Below are 15815 nucleotides of genomic sequence, written 5' to 3'. Positions count from 1 at the left end.
CGAGCTCGACGTGAGCCAGATGCGGGCGTTCGTATCGGACGGTTGGCAGGGGGTGAACTATGCGCGCGGCGTGTGGCATCACCCGTTGTTGGCGTTGGACGAGGTGAGTGACTTCGTGGTGGTCGATCGCGGGGGCGAGGGACACAACTGTGACGAGCAGGACTTGCCGGGCGTCTATCTGTTGACGCAGGCCGCGTTGGACGCGGCCCGAACCACAAAGAAGGTTGCATAGGGCGAGCCATAACAGCACCAGACAAACGCCGGGGCCCCCCGGCGTTTTTTATGGCCGCGGAAAAAGCCGGAACGCCGCCAGCGCCGAATCCTATACTCCAGATCACCGGCGTGGTGCGCGAAAGCGAATTGCGCACCGAAACCGTGCCGGAAGGGGGGCATGGCTCGGGCATATTTATTGCTCGATCTCGACACAGCAATCTGCGGAGAAGCATATGGTCGAGAGCTATAACGAGATGGCGAGCGTCACGGGCGCGACGCGTTCGCACTACCGGCGATTTGACGACTGGCTGAAGTGCCAGTCCGACGATGTCTTGCACCATAAGCGCGCCGAAGCCGATCTGGCGTTTCGCCGGGTGGGGATCACCTTTGCCGTATATGGGAATGATGCGGGGACCGAGCGACTGATTCCCTTCGACCTGATCCCGAGAATCATTCCCGCACATGAGTGGCAGACCCTGCAGACCGGCTTGCGCCAGCGAGTCGAGGCATTGAATCGGTTCGTCCACGACGTCTACCACGAACAGGAGATATTGCGAGCCGGCGTGATTCCGCCCGAGCAGGTGCTCATGAACGCGCAGTATCGCCCCGAGATGCAGGGCGTGGACGTGCCCGGCGGCATATACGCGCACATCGCCGGCGTGGATGTCGTCAGAGCGGGAACCGGCGACGACGGTGCCTTCTACGTGCTGGAGGACAACCTGCGTGTTCCGTCCGGCGTCTCGTACATGCTCGAGAACCGAAAGATGATGATGCGCCTGTTCCCCGAGCTGTTCGCGAGGAACCGCATTGCGCCGGTCGAGCATTACCCCGATCTACTGCTCGACAGCTTGCGCGCGGTCGCCCCGACGGGCGTTGACGACCCCACCGTCGTCGTCATGACGCCGGGCATCTACAACTCCGCGTACTTCGAGCACGCCTTCCTCGCCCAGCAAATGGGGATCGAACTGGTCGAGGGGCAGGACCTGTTCGTCGAGGATAACCTCGTCTACATGCGAACCACCAACGGCCCCAAACGCGTCGACGTCATCTACCGGCGCATCGACGACGACTTCCTCGATCCGCTCGCATTCCGCGCCGACTCCACGCTGGGCGTGCCCGGCCTGCTGAGCGTGTACCGGGCCGGACGCGTCACGCTGGCCAACGCCATTGGCACCGGCGTGGCGGACGACAAGTCCATCTACCCGTTCGTGCCCGACATGATCGAGTTCTACCTCGGCGAAAAGCCGATCCTGAACAACGTTCCGACCTACCAATGCCGCCGTGCGGACGACCTCGCGTATACCCTCGAGCATCTCGGCGAACTCGTCGTCAAGGAAGTCCACGGCGCGGGCGGATACGGCATGCTTGTCGGCCCGGCGTCCACCCGGGCGGAAATCGAGGCCTTCCGCGAACGGCTCATCGCGAAGCCGGACGGTTACATCGCGCAGCCCACGCTGGCGCTGTCCGCCTGCCCGACCTTCGTCGAAGCCGGGATCGCGCCGCGGCACATCGACCTGAGGCCGTTCGTGCTGTCGTCGGGCAAGAGCGTGACCATGGTGCCCGGCGGCCTCACGCGGGTGGCGTTGACCGAAGGTTCGCTCGTCGTCAACTCGTCGCAGGGCGGGGGCACGAAAGACACCTGGGTGCTCGAAAAGTAATCGCGAGAACACACCGACCAAAGCCGATCGACCAAAGCCGATCGACCAAAGCAACGCTCCGAAAGCAGCCAACGGAAGGCAGCCAGCGGAATGAAGCAGCCATCGGAAGGCAGCCCGTACCGACAAGACCGACAAGACCGACAAGACCGAATACCCCTCGGAAATCCATCATGCTCAGCCGCACCGCCGATCACCTGTTCTGGATGGCCCGCTACATGGAGCGGGCAGAAAACACGGCACGTCTTCTTGACGTCAATCTACAGAATCTGCTGCTGCCGCAGGATGCCATCGACGACGAAGACGACACCGAGCCGCCCGTGCCCACGAGCGCCTTCGACGACGAAGCCGGCTGGCGCGCCACGCTGCGCATCTCCGAGCTCGAGCCTGCATTCAACCGCAAACACTCGCGCGCCACGCGGGCCAACGTGCTCGACTTTGTCGTGCGTGACCGCGACAATCCCTCGAGTATTGCCTGCTGCCTCGCGGCAGCCCGCGAAAACGCGCGCGCCGTGCGCGGCACCCTGACCACCGAACTGTGGGAAACCGTCAACAGCACCTGGCTCGAGTTTCCCAGAATGCTCGACCTGCTCGAACACGATCCTGCCCACCTGTTCGAATGGGTCAAAGTGCGCTCCCACCTTTCGCGCGGCGTGAGCTTCGGCACCTTGTTCCAGGACGACGCGTTCTACTTCACGCGCCTCGGCCTTTTTCTCGAACGCGCTGACAACACCGCGCGGATTCTCGACGTGCGCTTTCATGAGGCCGTGCGCGCCGACCGGGCCGGTCCCCATGCGTCGCATCCCACCGACTTCTACTACTGGTCTGCCGTGCTGCGCAGCGTGTCCGGGTTCGAGATCTACCGAAAGGTCTATCGCGACGTCATTACCCCCGAGCGTGTCGTGGAACTCCTCATGCTCAATCCCCACATGCCGCGCTCGCTGCTCGCGTCCCTCAACGGCGTGTGCGAGAACCTGGCCACGCTCTCCAACGCCCAGTCTGGCGACGTCGAGCGATATGCCGGCAAACTGCAAGCTGAACTCAAGTACACCGATATCCGGCAAATCCAGCAACAGGGACTGCACGCCGTACTCACCGAGTTTCTCGAACGCGTGTCCGTGCTCGGCAACAAGATCAGCCAGACCTTCCTGATTCCGCTCGCCGCCTGACACCATGCGCCTGACCATCCGTCACGAAACCACCTACCGCTACGACTCGCCAGTGCGCTACACCATCCAGCAGTTGCGGCTCACGCCTGCGGCCTCAGGCGGGCAGCGCATAGTGCAATGGCGGCTGAGCGCGCCTGGCAAACTCACTGCTGCCCGAGACGCCTACGGCAACGACATGCACACCCTCGTGCTGCACCAGCCGCACAGCGAGATCCGCCTGCTTGCCGAGGGAGAGGTGGAAACCACGCCGCTCGTCGACGGCAGGCTCGGCGAGACGACTCATGCCGTTCCAGTGTTATCCTTCGCCAGCCCGACGCCGCTCACCGCGCGCAGCGAAGCCATCGACGCGCTGGCAGGGGCCGCGGGCGTGGCGACCGTTGACGACTTGCTCGCGCTTGCCGCCGCCATTTGTGACGCCGTCGACTACGAGTCCGGCATTACCGCGGTGACGAGTACCGCGGCGCAGGCGCTGGCGCTGGGGCGCGGCGTCTGCCAGGACCACGCGCACCTCATGCTTGCCGTGTGCCGGGCGCGTGGGGTGCCGGCGCGTTACGTCAGCGGATACATCGATCCCGGCGACGTGCCGCACGCCGCCAGCCACGCGTGGGTCGACGTCTGGGTCGACGGCGCGGGTTGGGTCAGCATCGACGTGACGCACGCCTGCTTTGCCAGCGGCAACTACTGCCGGCTGGCCGTCGGGCGCGATTACGAATCGGCCGCGCCCGTGCGAGGCATGCGCAGCGGCGGGGCGACGGAGGCGCTGCACGTGAACGTCATCGTCGACGCCGCGCCGATCGATCGACAACAATAGACTTTCGTGCGACGCTGCCGACGCTTCGCAAGATTCGCAAGACAGGAACGACATGACGTACTGCGTGGCCATGAAGCTCGACGCCGGGCTGGTCTTTCTCTCCGATACCCGCACCAATGCGGGCGTCGACCACGTGAGCACCTTCCGCAAGATGCTCGTGTTCGAGCAGGCGGGCGAGCGCGTGCTCGTACTGCTCTCGGCGGGCAACCTTGCGGTGACGCAGGCCGTGCGCCAGCAACTCATCGACGCACGCGACACCGATACGCTGTGGAACGCCAAATCCATGACCGATGTCGCGCGCGTCGTCGGCCAGGCCATCCGCGACGTCTACGCGCGAGACGCCAAGGCGCTCGAGACCTTCGGCGTCGACTTCAACTGCAGCTTCCTGCTCGGCGGACAGATCGCCGGCGCGCCGAGCCGCCTGTTCCAACTGTACTCCGCAGGCAACTTCATCGAAGCATCCTCCGTCAATCCGTACTTCCAGATCGGCGAGTCGAAGTACGGCAAGCCCATCATCGACCGGCTCGTGACGCCGGCCACGTCGCTCGACGACGGAGCGAAATGCGCGTTGATCTCCATGGATTCCACGCTGCGCTCCAATGTCTCGGTAGGCCTGCCGCTCGACCTGCTCGTGTACGAGGAAAATTCGCTGCGGGTGACGCGCTTTGCATCGCTGGACGACGAGAACGTGTACTACCGGATGATTCACGACACGTGGGGGGCGCGTTTGCGCCAGGTGTTCAACGAACTGCCCGAGCCCCAATGGGCTGCGGTGACGCCGGGCGCCCCGACGGCCTTGCCGCCGTTCGCCGCGCCGCCCGAAGGCATTCCGGGCGCCGCGCAGCCGGGCAGCGTGCAGTCGCTCGCGCAGACCTTCTCGCTGAAGATACCGTCCTGAGCGGCCTCGGGAACGGTAGCGGAAACGGAAACGGAAACGGCGTGACCGTCGGGCCGCGCCGTTTCTTCGTTGAACCGCGCCGCTCAGCGCATCGCCGCAGCGGGCAACAACTTCTCGCCGCGTGCATGGCGCCAGTAGAGCCAGACGCTGACGGCGAGCGTCACTGTTTCCGTGATCAGCAGCGTGTACCAGATGGCTTCGCCGCCGAGCCATGCGTCGAGCCACCACAGCATACCGAGCAGCAGCACCCAACTGCGCAGCATTGCAATGACCGCGGACGGGCCCGGTGCTTCCACCGCCGTCAGGAAGCCGGCCACGATCAGGTTGCCGGCCGCCGGCAGGAAGGCGAGGGCGTACCACAGCACCGCATGTTCGAGAATCGACCACGCCTGTCCGCCCGACGGCAGGAACGCGAACGTCAGCGGACGCGCCAGCGTTGCCATCGCGATGGCCACCGCCAGCGAGAAGCCCAGTACCGCCATCACGCCGAGCCGGAACGACCCGCGCAGCGATCGCGTGTCGCGGGCGCCGCGATAGAAACTGATCATCGGCTGCATGCTCTGCACGAGGGCGACCATCGTGACAGTGGCGCCGAGCGTCATGTATTCCAGGATGGCATACGCCGCGAGACCCGGCTCGCCGAAATTCGCCAGGATCACGCGATTGAAGGCGAATACTGTTACCGCGGGGGCGATCGCGCCGAGAAACTCGGACGCACCGTTGTACATGGCGCGCCAGACGTGGACCGTGCCGCCGCCAAACGCCTGCGCCGCGGGCACGACCTTGCGCGCGAGCCACAGGTGATAGGCGAACATTGCGCTGCTCGAGACCATCATCGAGATACCCGTTGCCAGCGACGCGCCGTACATCCCCATACCGCGCACGACAATCAGCCAGTAGTCCAGCGCCACGTTGGCGAGCGCGCCGAGGAACATCGCGTAGAGGCCGAAGCGCGCGGCGCGCGCGCCCTCCACGCGAAGAAACAGCTCCATGGCGTACAGACCATTGGCGAACAGCACGAACCATCCCCAGCCCGAGAGATAGGCCACCACGTCGTTCGTGATGGCGCCTTGCGCGCCGAGCGCGGCAGCGATCTCGTGCCTGAACGCCAGTATGCCGGCGCTCATCGCGATGCCGGAGGCGAACATCACCCAGAGCACTTGCGAGAACGCCCGACGCGCATCGGCGTGTCGCTGCTCGCCAAGCAGACGAGCGATCAGTGTGGCGCCGCCCACGCCGACCATCACGCTGATCGCGTAGGGGACGTAGAGCAGCGGTACGACCAGATTCAATGCGGCCAACGCCTGTTGGCCGACGTAACGGCCGATGAAAATGCCGTCGATCAGCGTGTAGACGGTGTAGACCCAGCCCGACAGGATCGTCGGAACCGCGAGCGACGTGAACTGCTTGAGCAGGGACGTCCTCGCGCCCTGTAGCGTGTTGGAAGCGTTGGAATGCGTGGATAGAGACATGGTCCCCCCGATGACAAATCGCCGCGTCGTGTCGGGACGCGGCTCACCGTGGCTTGCACATCGAAAAATGCCGAGAATTCGAAGCGATGGATCGCCACCCACGCGCAAGCGACGGCGTGGGCGCGCTGCCCGTAACGAACGTGCGCACGGACAGGCCGGCGGGCGTGCGCTGGCGAGCCGCGCACAAAGGCCCGCTAGCGTGGCCCGGAGAGGGACGGCGGAAACATCGCCTGGTGCAGATGCAACCAGACAACGCCTTGCCGTGAAGCGGAAAAAAGAAGAAAGCTCATGGAGTCTCGTGACGTGACGTGGACGTGGCCTGCCGCGCCCGCCCGTCGAAGGCATCGCGCCGGTCATCTGACGTCATGGGAGGGTCGGCCGATGCCGCCGCTGCCCCAAAACACCACGCCCGGGCGCGTGATAGAGACCTCTGTCCCCGAGACGAAGTTCCCCGGGGCTCGTTTCCGTGAGACCGCCGCCGCACGCGACATCGGCCTCACGCGGGACGAGGGCGCCGCGTAGCGCACATAAAAAAGGGGCGCCGAAGCGCCCCAACATGGGTCCAGCAAGAAGGACGGTTCGGCCGCTATTGTTGCGCGCCGCCGTTGAACCAGGCGGCGATCTTCTGGCGTTCGTCGTCGGTCATCTGGGTCACGTTGCCCAGCGGCATCGACTTGAGCGCCACGGCCTGCTGATAAATGCGCTGCGCGTTCTGAGAGATCTCCGCCGGCGTGTCGAGCATCACGCCTGCCGGTGCGCTGCCCATCATCGTCGGTTTGGCCGAGTGGCAGGTGGCGCACCGTTGCGTGACGATCGGCTGGATCTCCGAGAGCTTCACCGCGGGGGCGGCGGCTTCACCGTGCGCGCCAGCGGCGGGAGCGGGCGCCGGGCGCGGCGCGGCGAACACCGCCACGCCGGCGAGCAGGGCGGCGCCCGCGACCGGCAGCGCATACAGATTCTTGCCTGCGTGACGCAGCACGAAGAACTGACGAATCATCGCGCCCGCAGCCATGATGATCGTGAGGATCACCCAGTTGTACGGATTGCTGTACGTGAACGCGTAGTGGTTGCTGATCATGATGAACACGACCGGCAGCGTGAAATACGTGTTGTGCACCGAGCGTTGCTTGCCGAGCTTGCCCCAGATCGGGTTCGGAACTTCCCCCTTCGAGAGCGCGGCCACACTCTTGCGCTGCCCCGGAATGATCCAGAAGAACACATTGGCCGACATCGAGGTGGCCATCATCGCCCCCACGATCAGGAATGCCGCGCGGCCGGCGAAGATGTGCGTCGTCGCGTATGTTGCGGCGATCACGAACAGCGCCACGGCAACACCGAGCACGCGCTCGTTCTTGCCCAGCATGCGGCACAGGAAGTCATAGACGAACCAGCCGCCGATCAGAAACGCCACCGCGAGGCCCACGGCCTGACCCGGTTGCAGATCCATCACGTTCTTGTCGATGAGATACGTCTGCGGCTGCAGCAGGTACAGCACACAGAACAGGGCGAAGCCCGAGAGCCATGTGGTATACGACTTCCACTTCGACCAGTGCAGGTCTTCCGGCATCTGCGGCGGCGAATTCAGGTATTTCTGCGCGTGATAGAAACCGCCGCCGTGCACCGACCACATCTCGCCGAACACGCCTTTTTGCTTGTCTTCGGCGGCCTTGGGCGGCTTCAGGCCGTTGTCCAGCATCACGAAATAGAACGACTCGCCAATCCATGCGATCGCCGCCACCACATGCAGCCAGCGCAGCAACAGATTGACCCAGTCGGTAATAAACGCTTCCATCTTATGTTCTCCTCAACTGCCTGACGTTCACGCTCGCGCTTGTCTTAGCTGCCGCGATACGTGGAAAAGCTCCACGGCGACACCAGAAGGGGCACGTGGTAATGCTGCGAAGGCTCCGCAATGCCGAAGCGCAACACGACGCGATCGACGAAGCGCGGCGTGGGCACTTCCACGCCCTGGGCGGCGAAGTAGTCGCCCGCGTGAAATACCAGCTCGTATTCGCCGGCGACGAACTCCTCGCCTTCGAGCAGCGGCTTGTCGCAACGGCCGTCGTGATTGGTCTGCACGTCGCGCAGCGAACGGCGCTCGCCGTCCACGCGCCAGAGCTCCACACGAATGCCCGCGCCCGGCTTGCCGTGCGATGTATCAAGTACGTGGGTAGTCAGTCGTCCCATGATGTCTCCTGTGATGGATGGCTGCATTGTAGGGAGATGGCGGCCGGACAACGCGCGCAATACCAAAGATAAAAACGCGCACATACCCCGCCAAGTCGGACAAAAAGATGACAGGCCTCAATATGCCGGCAAGCGATCTCGAATGGAGGCCCGATGCACAGAATCGGGGATTTTCGTCACCCTTATTTGATTCTGTTATCCAGCTTATAACGCTTGGCGTATGAGGCGTTTTCACGGTGGGAGACCACCCGCCCGGAAAGCCCAATGCCTGCGTGCATGCTTGGGGAAAACCCGCAACGCATGATAAGCATTCATGCATACGTTCTATGAAAAAAACACTATAGCCGGCGCCGGTCTTGCCGCAAAAGGCGTCGGCCTGCACCATTGAGCCACCCCAAAAATATCAATCAAACAGCCCCCCTGGGACGGAGACGCAATGAGTGTGACAACCAAAGCCGTGGTGGATCCGGTCGACGAGCGACTGCCGATCGGAAAACTGTTCATGCTGGGCCTGCAACACGTGCTGGTGATGTATGCGGGCGCGGTAGCCGTGCCGCTCATCATCGGCGGCGCCCTTGGCTTGCCCAAGGACCAGATCGCCTTCCTCATTTCCGCCGACCTGATGTGCTGCGGCATCGCAACCCTCCTGCAGAGCGTGGGGGTGGGCCGCTTCGGCATCCGCATGCCGGTCATCATGGCCGTGACGTTCGCGGCCGTCGGACCGATGCTCGCCATTGGCACCAATCCGTCGCTCGGCCTGCCCGGCATCTTCGGGGCGACCATCGCCTCGGGCGTCATCGGCACGCTCGTGGCGCCCGTCGTCGGCAAGCTGTTGCGCTTCTTCCCGCCGATCGTCACCGGCATCGTGATCACGTCCATCGGTCTGACCATCATCGGCGTGGGCATCAACTGGGCGGCCGGCGGCGTGGGCAACCCCGATTACGGTGATCCGGTCTACCTTGGCGTGTCGTTCGCGGTGCTCGTCTTCATTCTGCTGGTCACGCGTTTCGTGAAGGGCTTCTTCTCGAACATCGCCGTGCTGCTGGGCATTCTGTTCGGCTTCGTGATCGCATTGCTGCTGCACAAGGTGAACTTCGACGGTCTCGATCAGGTGAAGTGGTTCGACGTCGTGCTGCCGTTTCACTTCGGCATGCCGGTCTTCGATCCGTGGGCGATCCTCACGCTCACCATCGTGATCCTGATCACGTTCATCGAATCGACGGGCATGTTCCTCGCGCTCGGCGAAATCGTCGGCAAGCGCGTCGACGAGAAGACGCTCGTGGCCGGCCTGCGCGTGGACGGCGTGGCCACCGTGATCGGCGGCGTGTTCAACACGTTCCCGCACACGTCGTTCTCGCAGAACATCGGTCTGGTTGGCGTGACGGGGGTGAAGAGCCGCTGGGTCTGCGCGGCCGCGGGCGTCATCCTCCTCGTGTTCGGCCTGATTCCCAAGATGTCGGTGGTCGTCGCCTCGATTCCGCAATTCGTGCTCGGCGGCGCGGGCGTGGTGATGTTCGGCATGGTGCTCGCCACGGGCATCAAGATCCTGTCGAAGGTCGACTACTCGAACAACCGCTACAACCTGTATATCGTGGCGATCAGCATCGGCATGGCCATGATTCCGGTCGCGTCGAACAAGTTTTTCGCCAAGATGCCCGAGCAGTTGGCCCCGTTGCTCCATAGTGGCATTCTGCTCGCGACGCTCTCGGCCGTGATCCTCAACGCTTACTTCAACGGCTTCAAGGCGCCGGTGGCCAACGGCCACGGCAAGCCCAACGGCGCGGGCATGGGGCTCGAGGCGCACTGAGCGCGGCGCCCCGTTCGTTCACAGGTCATCGATTCCACGTCACTACACCATGACAACCCGTTCTCAAACCAGCAAAACGCTGCTCGTCAAGAATGCCGACGTCCTCGTCACGATGGATGCCGGCCGTCGCGAGATCGCCCGCGGCGGGCTTTACGTGGAAGACAACCGAATCGTGGCCGTTGGCACCAGCGACACGCTGCCGGCCACCGCCGACGAAGTGCTCGACCTGAGCGGGCACGTCGTCATCCCGGGCCTCGTGAACACGCATCACCACATGTACCAGAGCCTCACGCGCGCCATTCCGGCCGCGCAGGACGGCGAGCTGTTCAACTGGCTGACGAACCTCTACCCGGTGTGGGCGAACCTCACGCCGGAGATGATCCGCGTCTCGACGCAGACGGCCATGGCCGAGTTGCTGCTCTCGGGCTGCACGACGTCGAGCGATCATCTCTATATCTACCCGAACGGCTGCAAGCTCGACGACAGCATCGAGGCGGCCGCCGAGATCGGCATGCGTTTTCACGCGAGCCGCGGCAGCATGAGCGTGGGGCAGAGCCAGGGCGGCCTGCCGCCCGACCGCGTGGTCGAGCGTGAAGCGGACATCCTCGCGGACACGCAGCGACTCATCGAGACGTATCACGACGCGGGCCGCTACGCGATGTTGCGCGTGGTCGTGGCGCCGTGCTCGCCGTTCTCCGTCAGTCGCGACCTCATGCGCGAGTCGGCGGCGATGGCGCGCCACTATGGCGTGTCGCTGCACACGCACCTGGCGGAGAACGTCAACGATATTGCATACAGCCGAGAGAAGTTCGGCATGACGCCGGCCGAGTATGCGCAGGACCTGGGCTGGGTCGGGCACGATGTATGGCACGCCCACTGCGTGCAGCTCGACGACGCCGGCATCGCGCTTTTCGCGAAGACGGGCACCGGTGTGGCGCATTGCCCGTGCTCGAACATGCGGCTCGCCTCGGGCATCGCGCCGATCCGCCGCATGCGCGACGCTGGCGTGCCGGTCGGTCTCGGCGTGGACGGCTCGGCGTCCAACGATGCGGGACACATGATCAACGAGGCGCGTCAGGCCTTGCTGTTGCAGCGCGTCGGCTTCGGCCCGAACGCGATGACGGCGCGCGAAGCGCTGGAGATTGCGACCGTGGGCGGCGCGCGCGTGCTCGGGCGCGACGACATCGGCGTGCTCGCCGCGGGCATGGCGGCCGACTTCGTGGCGTTCGACACGCGCGGCGTCGGCATGGCCGGCGGCCTGCACGATCCGGTCGCGGCGCTGGTCTTCTGTAATCCCGGACAAGCCGCGTACAGCGTGGTGAACGGACGCGTGGTGGTGCGCGAAGGGCGTCTGACGACGCTCGACCTGCCGTCGCTCGTCACGCGTCACAACGCGCTGGCGCGGCAACTGGCCGAGGCTTCCCGGTGAAGCGTTGCCATGCCGGCCGCATATTCATGGTGTGCGGCCGAGCGTGGCAATGGGCAAGCGGGAAGTCGGGGGCGGGGTTCCCGTGCATGGGGAACGCCGCCATGCGGTTCGGCGGAGCGGTGGGGGCCGCTCCGCCGGTAAAACCGGCGCGCGGCCACGCGTGGGGCGCCGCACCGCGTGCCGACCGGCGAGCGCCCCGGCACTTCGGCGATCAGGGTTGCGCCCGGGCGTCGAGCAGCGTGCGCGTGGCGTCGGAGATCACGCTGCGCAGCCAGCGCACTTCGTCCGAGTAGTGGGTGCGCTCATGCCAGAGCTGGTAGTACTGCATCGGCGGAAAGTCGATCGGCGTCTCGAGCACGGTCAGCGGCAGAAATTCCGCGTAGTGATCGGCGAACAGCCGTGTCGTCGTGAAGATGAGATCGGACTTGAGCAGCACGTAGGGCGCGAGGTTGAAGTACGGGATCGTGACGACGACGTTGCGCTTCAGACGCTCGCGCGCCAGATGCATGTCGATGGCGCCGCGTTGCGCGACGGAGTAGGGCGTGGGCGCGAGATGCGGGCTGGCGAGATACTGGTCGAGCGTGAGGCCGCGCTTGGCATACGGGTGCGTGTTGCGCACGAGGCAGACGATCTGGTCGACGAAGAGATTCGAGAGGTGGAGTTGCTCGGGCGGCTCGGGCCAGTTGCCGATGACGATGTCGACCTTGCCGTCTTCGAGCGCATGCTCGTAGTCGAAGGCCGGGCCGAGCGAGTGCAGTTCGAGCTGGGCGTTGGGCGCCTGCTGCCGGAAACGTTCGACGACGGTCGGCACGAACAGCGTATTGAGATAGTCGGGCGAGCCGATCCGAAACGTGCGCACCGTGGTGGCGGGATCGAAATTCGACTGCTGAACCGTGATGCGCTCGATTTCGCGCAGCGCGTTCTGCGTCGGCTCCAGCAGCGACTGACCGTACTCGGTGGGCACCATGCCGGACTTGCCGCGCACGAGCAGGGGATCGCCCGTGATGTCTCGCAGACGCCGCAAGGCCGCACTGATCGCCGGCTGCGACTGGTTCAGCTTGACAGCCGCGCGCGTGACGCTGCGCTCGATCAGCAAGGTGTGCAGCACGCGCAGCAAATAAGTGTCGATCGGTTCACGGTTTTGGCTCATAGAAATATAACAATCCGAATATGTCGGACCCAGTAGTGCATAAGTAAATCATTATGAGGCACAAGGGCGGCCGACTCCATAGCGGAAAGTCCCTATCACCAAAACAGACGGCTGTCGCGCGCAATGAGGCCGGGGATGCCATCTTATTGACACACGCTCGACAATTGCCCGCGAATTGGGTATTTTCGTCCCGCCCAAGCCCAGGACTCAGAATTTTCCCAGTGACATCCCATCCCGAACCGACTCCACGCCTGGCGCTCTCGGGCATTACCAAGCGCTACCCGAGCGTGCTGGCCAACGACGACGTCGCGTTGCGCGTGCTGCCCGGAGAGATCCACGCGGTGCTGGGCGAGAATGGCGCTGGCAAGAGCACCCTGATGAAGATCATCTATGGGGCGGTGCGTCCCGACGCCGGCGAAATTCGCTGGGAGGGCGAGCCGGTGCGCATCGACAGCCCGGCAGCGGCCCGCAGGCTGGGGATCGGCATGGTGTTCCAGCATTTCTCGTTGTTCGAGACGCTCACTGTCGCGGAGAACATTTCGCTCGCGCTCGACGGCGCCGGTCACGACCTGAAGGCGCTGGCCGAGCGCATCCGGGAGGTGTCGGCGCAATACGGGCTCGAAGTCGACCCCGTGCGTCACGTGCACAGCCTGTCCGTCGGTGAACGGCAGCGCGTCGAAATCGTGCGCTGCCTGCTGCAGAACCCGCGCCTGCTGATCATGGACGAGCCCACTTCGGTGCTCACGCCGCAGGCGGTCCAGAAGCTCTTTGCGACGCTGCGTCGCCTGGCGGCCGAAGGCTGCAGCATCGTCTACATCAGTCACAAGCTCGACGAAATCCGCGAATTGTGCGATCGCGCGACCGTGCTGCGCGCCGGCCGCGTGTCGGGGCATGCGATCCCGCGCGAGGAAACGGCCGATACGCTGGCGCAGATGATGATCGGCCGCGCGCTGCCGCAGATCGAGCGCCGCGCGCATCAACCGGGCGAGGTGCTGCTCTCGCTGCGTCAACTCACGATGGCGAGCGACGATCCGTTCGGCACTTCGCTGCGCGACGTGAATCTCGACGTGCATGCGGGCGAAATCGTCGGTATCGCCGGCGTGTCCGGCAACGGCCAGGCGGAACTGCTGGCCGCGCTGTCCGGAGAGGCGCGCGCGCCGCACGCCGGGGCCATTACCCTGAACTCGCGCGCCGTTGGCCGCATGGGCCCCGCCGCTCGCCGCCGCCTCGGACTGGCTTACGTGCCGGAGGAGCGGCTGGGGCGCGGCGCCGTGCCCGGCATGTCGCTCGCCGACAACGCGCTGCTGGGCGCGGCCGGCACGCCCCATCTCGGGCTGCTGCGCGGCGGATGGATCCGTCGCAAGGCGCTGCGCCGCTTTGCGGCACAATGCATCGAGCGCTTCAACGTCAAGGCTGGCGGGCCGCAGGCCGCAGCGCAGAGCCTGTCCGGCGGCAACCTCCAGAAGTTCATCGTCGGCCGGGAGATCCTGCAGGAGCCGCGCGTGCTCGTGGTGGCGCAGCCGACCTGGGGCGTGGACGTTGGCGCGGCGAGCTTCATCCGTCAACAGTTGCTCGACCTGTCGGCGCGCGGGGTGGCGGTGCTCGTGCTCTCCGAGGAGCTCGACGAGTTGTTCGAGATCTGCGATCGGATCACGGTGCTCGCGCAGGGGCGGCTCTCGCCGGTGCGCAAGCCTGAGCAGACGGACGCGCGCGAGATCGGTCTGTGGATGGCGGGGATGTTCCCCGGCGGTCCGGGCGAGCGTGCGGCGTGAGGCAGTGGGCGAGGCGCGCGCCGGCAGCGCCCGGCGCTTGGCCGCTGGCACCGTATGACGGCGGCACAACGGTATGCGGCGACGAGGCGGCACTGTCGCGGCGGCCGGCGTGTATTCATCGGTTTTCATCGATTCACAGACAACATGTTCGATTTCACGCTTGAGCCGCGGCCAAGTCCCTCGCACGCCATGCGGCTTGTCATGCCGCTCGTGGCCACGCTCGTCACGCTGGCCGGCGGGGTGCTCGTCTTCAGTCTGCTCGGGAAGAACCCGGCGCAGGCCATGGCCGCTTTCTTCCTCGCGCCGGTCAGCAGTCTGAACGGCTGGTCCGAGCTACTGCTCAAGGCCTCGCCGCTGTGTCTCATTGCGCTGGGCCTCGCCATTGGCTACCGTGCAAACGTATGGAACATCGGCGCGGAAGGGCAACTGTTGCTCGGCGGCATCTTCGCGTCGGGCGTCGCCATTCATTTCGACGGTCGCGGCGGCGCGTGGCTCCTGCCGCTGATGATGGCCGCGGGCGCGCTCGGCGGCATGTTGTGGGCCGCGATCCCCGCGCTGCTGCGCGTGCGGTTCAACGCCAACGAGATTCTCGTGAGCCTGATGCTGACCTACGTCGCCACGCAACTGCTCATTTATCTGGTGAGCGGGCCGTGGCAGGACCCGCATGGGATGAACTTCCCGCAGTCCATCAACTTTGGCCGCGACGCGCTGTTCCCGCGGTTTTTCGGCGACTGGCACTGGGCGCCGTGGCGCGGTACGCGTCTGAACGCGTCGATCTTCATGGCGGTGGCCGCGGCGCCGGCCGCGTGGTTCTTCATGCGCAAGAGCTTTGCCGGCTACCGCATGGAAGTGGGTGGCCTCGCGCCGCTCGCCGCGCGCTATGCCGGCTACTCCGAGCCGCGCGCGGTCTGGCTTGCCTTGCTCATCGGCGGGGCGGCGGCAGGGCTCGCCGGCACCGGGGAGGTTGCCGGCCCGGTCGGGCAACTGCAGGCGACGTGGGCGCCCGGTTATGGTTTTACCGCCATCATCGTGGCGTTCGTCGGACGACTGCATCCGGTCGGCATCGTGCTCGCGAGCCTGCTCATGGCGCTGCTGTATCTCGGCGGTGAAGCGGTGCAGACGTCGCTGCAACTGCCCAAGGCCATCAGCGGCGTTTTCCAGGGGCTGCTGCTCTTCAGCCTGCTGGGGTGCGACGTCTTCGTGAATTACCGCCTGCGCCGCCGCACCCGGGCGGCGGCGGGCCAGACCTGAG

The 15815-nt window shown here is 65.2% G+C and carries 13 protein-coding genes; 9 read left to right on the top strand and 4 right to left on the bottom strand.

The features are described from left to right. The 5 genes from CDN36_RS01690 to CDN36_RS01670 all read left to right on the top strand — a co-directional run. The coding region (locus tag CDN36_RS01690; protein ID WP_287495849.1) for an ureidoglycolate lyase at positions 1 to 232 on the top strand (232 nt) is incomplete at its 5' end. Between the two features lie 214 nt (positions 233 to 446). Continuing rightward, on the top strand, positions 447 to 1871 hold the full coding sequence (locus tag CDN36_RS01685) for a circularly permuted type 2 ATP-grasp protein (protein ID WP_174966492.1): 1425 nt from the start codon (positions 447 to 449) through the stop codon (positions 1869 to 1871). 170 nt (positions 1872 to 2041) lie between these two features. Further along, positions 2042 to 3037: an alpha-E domain-containing protein gene (locus tag CDN36_RS01680; RefSeq protein WP_150557417.1), complete on the top strand. Its 996-nt coding sequence runs from the start codon at positions 2042 to 2044 to the stop codon at positions 3035 to 3037. A gap of 4 nt (positions 3038 to 3041) precedes the next feature. After that, positions 3042 to 3848 (top strand): transglutaminase family protein, encoded by an 807-nt coding sequence (locus CDN36_RS01675; protein WP_150557416.1) that lies wholly within the window; start codon positions 3042 to 3044, stop codon positions 3846 to 3848. 52 nt (positions 3849 to 3900) lie between these two features. Further along, positions 3901 to 4746 carry a proteasome-type protease gene (locus CDN36_RS01670; protein ID WP_150557415.1) on the top strand — a complete coding sequence of 282 codons (846 nt, stop codon included), beginning with the start codon at positions 3901 to 3903 and terminating at the stop codon, positions 4744 to 4746. A gap of 83 nt (positions 4747 to 4829) precedes the next feature. Here the strand turns inward: CDN36_RS01670 and CDN36_RS01665 are convergent, their stop codons facing one another. From CDN36_RS01665 to uraH, 3 genes are all read right to left on the bottom strand, one after another. Further along, entirely contained in the window at positions 4830 to 6218 is a 1389-nt protein-coding gene (locus CDN36_RS01665; protein ID WP_287495848.1) for an MATE family efflux transporter, read from the bottom strand. A gap of 586 nt (positions 6219 to 6804) precedes the next feature. Continuing rightward, positions 6805 to 8010 carry a urate hydroxylase PuuD gene (locus CDN36_RS01660; RefSeq protein ID WP_150557413.1) on the bottom strand — a complete coding sequence of 402 codons (1206 nt, stop codon included), beginning with the start codon at positions 8008 to 8010 and terminating at the stop codon, positions 6805 to 6807. A 44-nt stretch (positions 8011 to 8054) separates the two neighbouring features. Continuing rightward, positions 8055 to 8405, bottom strand: a complete 351-nt coding sequence (gene uraH / locus CDN36_RS01655) for a hydroxyisourate hydrolase (RefSeq protein WP_150557412.1) — start codon at positions 8403 to 8405, stop codon at positions 8055 to 8057. Positions 8406 to 8841: 436 nt separating this feature from the next. Between uraH and CDN36_RS01650 the strand changes: the two genes are divergently transcribed. Beyond that, entirely contained in the window at positions 8842 to 10212 is a 1371-nt protein-coding gene (locus CDN36_RS01650; RefSeq protein WP_287495847.1) for a nucleobase:cation symporter-2 family protein, read from the top strand. 49 nt (positions 10213 to 10261) lie between these two features. Further along, a complete protein-coding gene (locus CDN36_RS01645; protein ID WP_150557410.1) occupies positions 10262 to 11641 on the top strand; it encodes an 8-oxoguanine deaminase in 1380 nt (459 codons plus the stop codon). A gap of 211 nt (positions 11642 to 11852) precedes the next feature. On the opposite strand, the gene CDN36_RS01640 is transcribed toward CDN36_RS01645, so the two are convergent. Beyond that, positions 11853 to 12791 carry a LysR substrate-binding domain-containing protein gene (locus CDN36_RS01640; protein ID WP_150557409.1) on the bottom strand — a complete coding sequence of 313 codons (939 nt, stop codon included), beginning with the start codon at positions 12789 to 12791 and terminating at the stop codon, positions 11853 to 11855. Between the two features lie 221 nt (positions 12792 to 13012). Here CDN36_RS01640 and CDN36_RS01635 point away from each other — a divergent pair, with 221 nt between their 5' ends. Together CDN36_RS01635 and CDN36_RS01630 are read left to right on the top strand one after the other, a co-directional pair. Further along, complete coding sequence (locus CDN36_RS01635; protein ID WP_287495846.1) at positions 13013 to 14563, top strand: ABC transporter ATP-binding protein; 1551 nt, start codon at positions 13013 to 13015, stop codon at positions 14561 to 14563. A 144-nt stretch (positions 14564 to 14707) separates the two neighbouring features. After that, complete coding sequence (locus tag CDN36_RS01630) at positions 14708 to 15814, top strand: ABC transporter permease (protein ID WP_287495845.1); 1107 nt, start codon at positions 14708 to 14710, stop codon at positions 15812 to 15814. Position 15815: the final 1 nt, after the last annotated feature.

It is taken from the genome of Pandoraea sp. CB10b_02, from assembly GCF_002216225.1.
Classification (GTDB): Bacteria; Pseudomonadota; Gammaproteobacteria; order Burkholderiales; family Burkholderiaceae; genus Pandoraea; species Pandoraea nosoerga.
The sequence above is the reverse complement of the archived record's forward strand: the minus strand, read 5'-3'. Positions and strand labels throughout refer to the sequence as shown.

Bases quoted from the DNA above. Each gene is read 5' to 3' on its own strand.
- CDN36_RS01685 (WP_174966492.1), top strand. From the start codon at position 447: ATGGTCGAGAGCTATAACGAGATGGCGAGCGTCACGGGCGCGACGCGT.
- CDN36_RS01675 (WP_150557416.1), top strand. From the start codon at position 3,042: ATGCGCCTGACCATCCGTCACGAAACCACCTACCGCTACGACTCGCCA.
- CDN36_RS01630 (WP_287495845.1), top strand. From the start codon at position 14,708: ATGTTCGATTTCACGCTTGAGCCGCGGCCAAGTCCCTCGCACGCCATG.
- CDN36_RS01660 (WP_150557413.1), bottom strand. From the start codon at position 8,010: ATGGAAGCGTTTATTACCGACTGGGTCAATCTGTTGCTGCGCTGGCTG.
- CDN36_RS01665 (WP_287495848.1), bottom strand. From the start codon at position 6,218: ATGTCTCTATCCACGCATTCCAACGCTTCCAACACGCTACAGGGCGCG.
- CDN36_RS01680 (WP_150557417.1), top strand. From the start codon at position 2,042: ATGCTCAGCCGCACCGCCGATCACCTGTTCTGGATGGCCCGCTACATG.
- CDN36_RS01645 (WP_150557410.1), top strand. From the start codon at position 10,262: ATGACAACCCGTTCTCAAACCAGCAAAACGCTGCTCGTCAAGAATGCC.
- uraH (WP_150557412.1), bottom strand. From the start codon at position 8,405: ATGGGACGACTGACTACCCACGTACTTGATACATCGCACGGCAAGCCG.
- CDN36_RS01650 (WP_287495847.1), top strand. From the start codon at position 8,842: ATGAGTGTGACAACCAAAGCCGTGGTGGATCCGGTCGACGAGCGACTG.
- CDN36_RS01640 (WP_150557409.1), bottom strand. From the start codon at position 12,791: ATGAGCCAAAACCGTGAACCGATCGACACTTATTTGCTGCGCGTGCTG.
- CDN36_RS01670 (WP_150557415.1), top strand. From the start codon at position 3,901: ATGACGTACTGCGTGGCCATGAAGCTCGACGCCGGGCTGGTCTTTCTC.